At 44.2% G+C, this 7,675-nt stretch carries 6 protein-coding genes; 3 read left to right on the forward strand and 3 right to left on the reverse strand.

What is annotated here, in order from left to right:
* The first annotated feature begins 534 nt into the window (after positions 1-534).
* Positions 535-2,007: a tryptophanase gene (gene tnaA, locus AB4180_RS10775; protein ID WP_102250337.1), complete on the forward strand. Its 1,473-nt coding sequence runs from the start codon at positions 535-537 to the stop codon at positions 2,005-2,007.
* A 167-nt stretch (positions 2,008-2,174) separates the two neighbouring features.
* Here tnaA and AB4180_RS10780 read toward each other — a convergent pair whose 3' ends face one another.
* On the reverse strand, positions 2,175-3,059 hold the full coding sequence (locus AB4180_RS10780; RefSeq protein ID WP_372081860.1) for a LysR substrate-binding domain-containing protein: 885 nt from the start codon (positions 3,057-3,059) through the stop codon (positions 2,175-2,177).
* Between the two features lie 256 nt (positions 3,060-3,315).
* Between AB4180_RS10780 and AB4180_RS10785 the strand changes: the two genes are divergently transcribed.
* Positions 3,316-3,555 carry a hypothetical protein gene (locus AB4180_RS10785; protein WP_017081013.1) on the forward strand — a complete coding sequence of 80 codons (240 nt, stop codon included), beginning with the start codon at positions 3,316-3,318 and terminating at the stop codon, positions 3,553-3,555.
* Positions 3,556-3,769: 214 nt separating this feature from the next.
* Positions 3,770-4,087, forward strand: coding sequence for a Dabb family protein (locus tag AB4180_RS10790; protein ID WP_009846539.1), 318 nt, complete (start codon positions 3,770-3,772; stop codon positions 4,085-4,087).
* A gap of 92 nt (positions 4,088-4,179) precedes the next feature.
* On the opposite strand, the gene AB4180_RS10795 is transcribed toward AB4180_RS10790, so the two are convergent.
* Both AB4180_RS10795 and AB4180_RS10800 read right to left on the reverse strand, forming a co-directional pair.
* A complete protein-coding gene (locus AB4180_RS10795; RefSeq protein ID WP_102250102.1) occupies positions 4,180-5,391 on the reverse strand; it encodes a DUF3103 domain-containing protein in 1,212 nt (403 codons plus the stop codon).
* Between the two features lie 324 nt (positions 5,392-5,715).
* Positions 5,716-7,539: a M4 family metallopeptidase gene (locus AB4180_RS10800; protein WP_102250103.1), complete on the reverse strand. Its 1,824-nt coding sequence runs from the start codon at positions 7,537-7,539 to the stop codon at positions 5,716-5,718.
* Positions 7,540-7,675 lie beyond the last annotated feature (136 nt).

A 7,675-nucleotide genomic window follows, 5' to 3' on the forward strand; every position in this document is an offset into this window, starting at 1 on the left:
TATAACATGCTATCGTATTTAATCATCATTCTAAATATTGATCACATTTATACTTTTCTAAGCTGTATTTATAAAACAATTGCACTATATTTAAATTTCGGATCATCTTGATTTCAACGTAGGGATATATTGTGAACATGTATCTGAAATGGCAATCAACAACATGGCTAACCTTGTTAGCTTGGTATACTTTAGATCACCAGCTCTCGTTCCGCCTTTCTTCAGAGTAGTACCCTCTAGGCGTCACGCGCCAGCAAAGCAGCGTGCTTTGTTTACCTATCAGCAGCTTTGATAACCTTTGAACGCATGAATGTCGCACTTATTATTTCGTGCAGAATATTCGTTTTTTTGTCGTTCGCGCTAATTATCTCAGCCTCTGTTTAGGTTCGATTAATAACTCATTATTTAACTTGTTTATTTTCACTGTTAATTTTCCGTCTATCTTTATGCGGAGCTATTAAATTAATGGTGAGGATTCGTGACATCTAAAGAAATATATTTCGACCTGATCGGAATGTATAGAAAGGTACTATTATGGAAAACTTCAAACATCTACCAGAACCGTTTCGTATTCGTGTTGTAGAGCCAGTAAAAAGAACAACCTCTGCATATCGTGAGCAAGCCATTGTTGAAGCGGGCATGAACCCATTCTTACTGGATAGTGATGATGTGTTTATCGACTTACTGACAGACAGCGGAACCGGATCTATTACTCAGCGTATGCAAGCCGCGATGTTAATGGGTGATGAAGCTTACAGTGGTAGCCGCAGTTACTACGCATTGTCGAACGCGGTTAAGGATATCTTCGGTTACGAGTTGACGATTCCAACACACCAAGGGCGCGGCGCAGAGCAGATCTACATTCCTGTTCTTATCAAGAAGCGTGAAATGGAGAAAGGGCTCGATCGCAGCAAAATGGTCGCCCTGTCGAACTACTTCTTCGATACAACACAAGGTCACACCCAAGTGAATTGCTGTGTGGCGAAGAACGTTTATACCAAAGAAGCGTTCGATACCTCAGTGAATGCGGACTTCAAAGGCAACTTCGATGTGGCGAAGCTGGAAGAAGCGATCTTAGAAGCGGGCGCGGCCAATGTTCCTTACATTGTGAGCACCATTACTTGTAACTCTGCAGGTGGACAGCCAGTGTCTATCGCCAATCTAAAAGCCGTGTATCAAGTGGCTCAGAAGTACGACATCCCTGTGATCATGGATTCTGCACGTTACGCTGAAAATGCCTACTTCATTCAACAACGAGAAGCGGGTTATCAAGATTGGACAATAGAACAGATCACGCGTGAATCCTACAAATACGCGGATGGCTTAGCCATGTCTGCTAAGAAAGATGCCATGGTACAAATGGGCGGCTTGTTGTGCTTTAAAGATGACTCTTTCATGGATGTGTACACAGAGTGTCGAACTTTGTGTGTGGTGCAAGAAGGCTTTCCAACCTATGGCGGCTTAGAAGGTGGCGCGATGGAGCGTTTGGCAGTTGGCCTTTATGACGGCATGCGCCAAGATTGGTTAGAGTACCGTATTGGTCAGGTTCAATACTTAGTTGATGGCTTAGAAGCGATGGGCATCGTGTGCCAGCAAGCAGGCGGTCACGCTGCGTTTGTGGATGCGGGTAAACTACTTCCACACATTCCAGCAGGTCAGTTCCCAGCACATGCTTTGGCGTGTGAACTCTATAAAGTCGCGGGTATCAGAGCGGTTGAGATTGGTTCCTTGCTGCAAGGTCGCGATCCTGCCACGGGCGAGCAACATCCATGCCCAGCAGAGTTATTGCGCCTTACCATTCCTCGCGCGACCTACACACAAACTCACATGGACTTCATCATCGAAGCATTCGAAAAAGTGAAAGAGAACGCGAGCAAAGTGAAAGGGCTCGACTTTACCTATGAACCGCCGGTGTTAAGACATTTCACTGCGCGCTTGAAAGAGGTAGAGACCAGCGAGAAACAAACAGAAAAAAAGAACGAACAAACGCTCGAAGAAGCATTTTAAAATAAAAACATAAGCGAATAGTCACTAGAACCCTAATCAAAGGTTCCCTCGGGAGCCTTTTCTTTTTTGGATGATAGGGGAGTTATGTCGTTAAGCAGCTAAGCAATGAAGCCTTTAAGCTTTATAAGCACTTAACCCGTTAATCATTTAGGCCTTTAGATGTTGAACTATGCTTGCTTGTTTTTCAGCGTAGACTTTAGCATTTGGAATAGCCATTGATTCAAAGGCGCGTCTTTCTGTGAACGACGGCAGCTCATCACATAACCCACATCGATCGTCAGTTTTTCGGGCAAATCAATACTACGACAGCCTTCTGGTACGCTGCCATTGAGGGTGATACCAAAATAGTCGGATTTGAACACAACATCGTGAATCATCGCAGGGTGGTCGACTTCCACTCTTGGGTTGACGTGAAATCCGATATTTCTAAGGCGATCAAGGATCGGGTATTTATTGTCATTCCATCCCGGGGTTTTAAATAGAATGATTGGGTAGTTGGCGAGCGACTCAAAATCTTTCGCTGGATGATCCTCTCTCACGAAGAACACCACTTTTCCTTTGCCGAATTCCATTTGAGAAATTGACTGTGGCAAGGTTTCATCAAAGTAATGAACTGCAATGGATTCCTCACCGTCGATGAGCCTGTTCCTCACATTGCTTCCCCATCGAACGAATGAGTAGTGAGCATGCGGGGCTTCTTTACTCAGAGCAAAGTAGAGCTTCGAGCCAAAGCGCTCCCAGAACAGGGTATTCGCGTAGATTTTGATATCACCTTGGTAAGTTTCTGGCGAAAATACTTGGTGTTTAATGGCTTCAACGCTGCTCAAGATCTGCTCAAAATTTTCGATGTTGGTTTCAACAAAAGTTGTGGGTTCAAACCCGTGTTTGGTTTGAATGAACAGTGGATCGTCGAGCTGCAACTTTGACTTCGAGAGGTTCTTGCTGATCGCCCCAGAGGTTTTTCCTAGCGACTCCGCAACCAGTCCAACATTGCGAAGTTCATACATACGCTTGATGACGAGGATATTTTGAATGTCTAGATTGATGTCCACAGGCTCTCCAAATGAATCCTTTTATAGGCAGTAATTTCGGTGCGGTAGGCATACAGAAATTATGTGACTCTAATATCATAGTGGTAGTACAAAACAGATAAGACAGCACCGCGTCAGAACTTCGCTAATCCCTTGATTTTCCATTTGGTAAATCTTGCTTTTCCTCGAATGGCTTTCACTCAAGCGCTAAAGTTACCTCAACAAAGAAACACTGATACCAAACGAACAAATAATTAAAAAAAATATGAGGTGATGTATGAAAAAGTTAATCGCACTAGGCTTAATGGCTCTTTCAATGAACACGGCTTTTGCTGCCGACGGTACGTATACAGGGACTATCGACATGACAAGAAGCGAAGGTAATCAAGTAAAGGCTGAGCGTGTTGAATCTGACTTAACACTGGAAGGAAGAAATGAAGCGTCTAACGGCGGAATCCAATTCCAAAAGAACGTAGATCAAGACCAAACGATCCAGCTTACAGGTCGTCGTGATTAACGTTAAAGATGTGCTTACCATTGTCATGAGAAATGCTGCGCCCTTGGGTGCAGCATTTTTCGTTATTGGGTTGTTGATTATTTTATAAACTCTAGCGATCTAGCCTTGGCATGTTGTGTAACGTGTGGCATTTTGTTGTTCTCTAATTTAGATCGCTATTGGGTGTTGGTTAAGCATTACAAACCAGTAAGCGAACGACTCGAAAGGACAAGGAATGACTCAAAAAGAAACGGGAATGATTCGTCATATTCTACTGATTAAGTTTAAAGAAAACGCTGAAGCTTCAGAGGTTCAAAAACTAAAGATGCTGTTTGAAGCGATGCCAAACAAGGTTGAAGGGGTCACTTCAGTAGAATGGGGATTAAATGACAGCCCTGAAAACAAGAATCAAGGTTATACCCACTCGGTGTTAATGACGTTCGCCGATGAAGAAGGCCGCCAGAATTACCTTCCGCACCCTGAGCATGATGCGCTGAAAGATGTGTTTCGTCCGCTTTTAGAAGACATCATTGTGTTTGATTACTCCCTGTAATTAGGTTCTGAGTAGGTTTCTTGTGTTTGACTTACCTTCGATAATGAAGAGTTAGGGCCTAGCGTTTAAGCCCTAACTGAATAAGAAACGACTTACTCTGTTGGTGAAATCGTGACTGGTGCAAACGATGCGACAGCATTTCCGCCTGCGCCCGGACGGTCTACATAAGGTGTGTTCTGCATTAAGGTGTAGTACACATCCACGAAGTCATCATCATTCACTAATACACCATCAGGAATCACATCGATAATCTTGCCTGTGATCTGAGGGATGATCGCATAACCTTGAACTTCTGGATCAGGAATCATCTTCAGTATCTCTTCTGCGGCTTGAACCAAGAGTTTTGCTAGTGCTTTATAATCTGTTCCATCATCGTGTTCCATTAAGATCATGTCTGCAGCGCCCCAACGGTAGCGAGGCCAGAAGATGACGGTCTGGTTCGGGTAGTACGTCTGTTTGTCGTAGTCCAGATAAGGCATCTCAACGAGGTCGATTTGGGGCTCTAAACGACTTGAATCGACACCCGTCACGATAGCGTAGATTTCCGCTTTACCAGAGATCCAAGGTTCTTGATCAACAGCCAAGCGGATTTTGGTTAATTGTGTGGTATTCAACGGCTCAGGTTCCGACAAGGCCATCGAGCGACGTGCCCTGTTCATCAAAGACGGTTTTTGAGGTTTACTCTCGTCGGCATTGGTATCGCTAACGGCATTGATTTGCGTTGTAGTACCCAGCTTTTGCATCTCTGCCTGCATTGCCATTAAGCCTGCTTTGAGCTCTTCAGCACCGTTACTATCAACCACAAACACTGGGACGTCTGGCATTTGGTACACATCTAATTGATGAACTTGTCCGTACACGTCATACGCTTCAATGTATTGCCAATTCGAATCGTCGCCTGATGGTTCAAATGCAAACAGCGGGCTTTCACCGTTCTTCCAAGCTTCGATCATCGCTTCATCAGCCATGCGAATCTCTAACACAGAGTCGCTGAAGTCGTTGATCCCTTTCATCTTGCGATAACCAAGATCCGCTTTCTGCATCCGGCTTGAAAATGCAGAGTAGGGCTGAGTAGAGCTCAATTTATCTACAGGCGCGGATAAGTTCTTTTCTGAGATCTGAGCCTTCAATGAAAGCTCAAGATCGGAATAACGCTCGCTGATTTGCAACGCCAGAGATTGCTTTTGCGCTGCGCTACTTTCTGCAATACCTAATGAATCAGTTGTCTCAATATTTTGCGCAAAAGACTGGAAGCCAACCACTGTCGTTGCAAGCACCATACTGATAGGAAAAGATGGTCTCATAAATAATCCTTATTTTAGTTTTTATCATTAATAGAGCATTTGCCCTATAAGGATTAACCTATCAGTAACGTGAATGTGTTCAAAAGTTAGTCAGTTATTTTTGTTTCGTTGTGCAGCACAGGATCTCAATTTAAACTGTTTTTATAAAACAATGCCTAAGTAACCTTGATATTTATAAATTAATAAACGTATCAGTAAATAACTTACAATATTATTAGCTACTACGGTGTGTCATAAAAAAACCTACTCAAAGTGAGTAGGTTTTTATTTCGCGGTTAACCGCTAGTTCTCGATTTACAACTTGTTTGAGAGGCTCGCTCTAACTCAATCTAAACGCAACGTTAGGCCAGAGTAGTTCGAGTATCCACGCAGTAACACATGGTAGGTTACGCCCGGTTGCGCGCTCACACTGCACTGCTCATTGTTTCCAGCGCGATAAGGGCGACAATCGTAACTCGATGTTGTTGGCTTGCTTCCCGATTTTACATAAAGGTCGGCATCACCTGAACCACCAGACATTGAAACCGTCACGCTGGATGCAGAATCAACAGTGAACGTGTAGAAGCTCTCTGAAGATTGATTCCCGCTTAGTTTCGCAATCGGTGTGCCTTTCGTCAGTACATTGCCAGTTGGAGGCGTGACACCACAACTCGCATTCACGCCTACGGTATTAAAAGCATCTTCAACATCGGCAACCACATAGCCCATGTCGGCTGCGGCTTTCGCTACGCCACACGCACCGGCATCAAAGGTACTGTTTGCTGTCCAATATAGTTGGTTTGCGACCGTGAATATTTCAAAGCCCTTACGTACATTCCAACCCGATTTGTTCGCTAAAAGGTAAAAGGCGCGGTTATAAACACCGCTAGATAAGTGAACGTTCAAACCGTCATAGTATTGAGAGGCATGATCAATCGAGCGGCCATCTTTTGAGGGTTGATCAAAGTAACGCAAGCCACCTTCAGACTTGAATATATCGCTACCAACCACCCAATCCACATTGCCACGCAAGTAGTATTCAGCCGCTTCGCCTGCAATGTCTGAGAAGGCTTCATTCATACCACCCGACATATTTCGGTACACAAGACCGGAGTTTTGCTCTGTGAACCCGTGGCTGACTTCGTGAGCACTCACGTTGATATCGACCAATGGGTAAAAGGTATTTTTGCCATCTCCAAAAGTCATGGATGTACCATTCCAGAAAGCATTTTCATAATCGGTGCTGTAATGAACTCGCATTGTCAGCTGGAAAGTTAAAGGTGATGTGTTCATCCACTCTTTATACATATCGAATACGACATTACCGAAGTAGTGCGCATCGTTAAGAGGCGAGTAAGCCCCGTTAATGTATTTATGATCGGTGTAGTTAGTTCCGTCGGCACAGTTGTAGCTGTAGGCTGCGCTGCCAGACGTTCCGTTCCTCAAATCGACGGTCTTAACTGATTCATTTTCTAACGTACAAGTCGTGCCTGCTTTGTCGATGGGAAAGCTAGGGAAGTCACTACCATATTCATATCGAGTGGTTTTTATATTACCACCGGGGCCAGTACCCAATGCTTTAGCGTGGTTTAGTCCATTCCATTTTTGGAGTACATCGCCAGTCGTGGCATCAATAAAGTAGAAAGGGCGCTCTGGCATTGAGGACGCGATAAAGAAATCGACCAGATACACCACTTGAGCGGTTTGGTTCTCATCCAATCTCACCATCAGTTTCGCGTTTTTATTTTCAATGGACTTTTTGCCGACGGTAAACGTGCGGTGAGCGGAGAGTGCGGCTTCAATCGCTTGTTCTTGATTCAGCTTTGGCGCGATGCTGGATAGGTCACCGCTGATCCCTTGTGCCATTGAACCGAACACCTGAGTGGGTTGGTTCTTGGAAAGGGTGGCCACGACCGAAGTATCAAAGACGGGTAAACCTAAGTGAGTTTGTTGGTAGCGGACTTTCGTTTTTCCATTTGGCAATACCACCCGTTTAACTTCAGAAAAACCTAATTCAAGTGGAGCAACACTCTTCGACTGAGCGACGAGGCTTTGTTGTAGTAATGCATCATTATCGACTCTGACCATTTCTGCAGCGTGTGCATTAAAGCCAAAAGATGTACCTAGAATAGCTGCTATTTTCCAGCTTAGTTGACGTTGTTGGTTCATTTTTCGTTCCTGATTTTAATATAAACTCCTTCTTCCCAACGGCTTTATAGGAAGTCTATATGCAACACATCTGTGCCATGTGTTGCGAATCAAGATTGGAAGAGCATTTGGAATTATGGGCTTTGTTGCGTAATTC

The organism is Vibrio sp. 10N.286.49.C3 (genome assembly GCF_041469545.1).
Lineage (GTDB): Bacteria > Pseudomonadota > Gammaproteobacteria > Enterobacterales > Vibrionaceae > Vibrio > Vibrio tasmaniensis_A.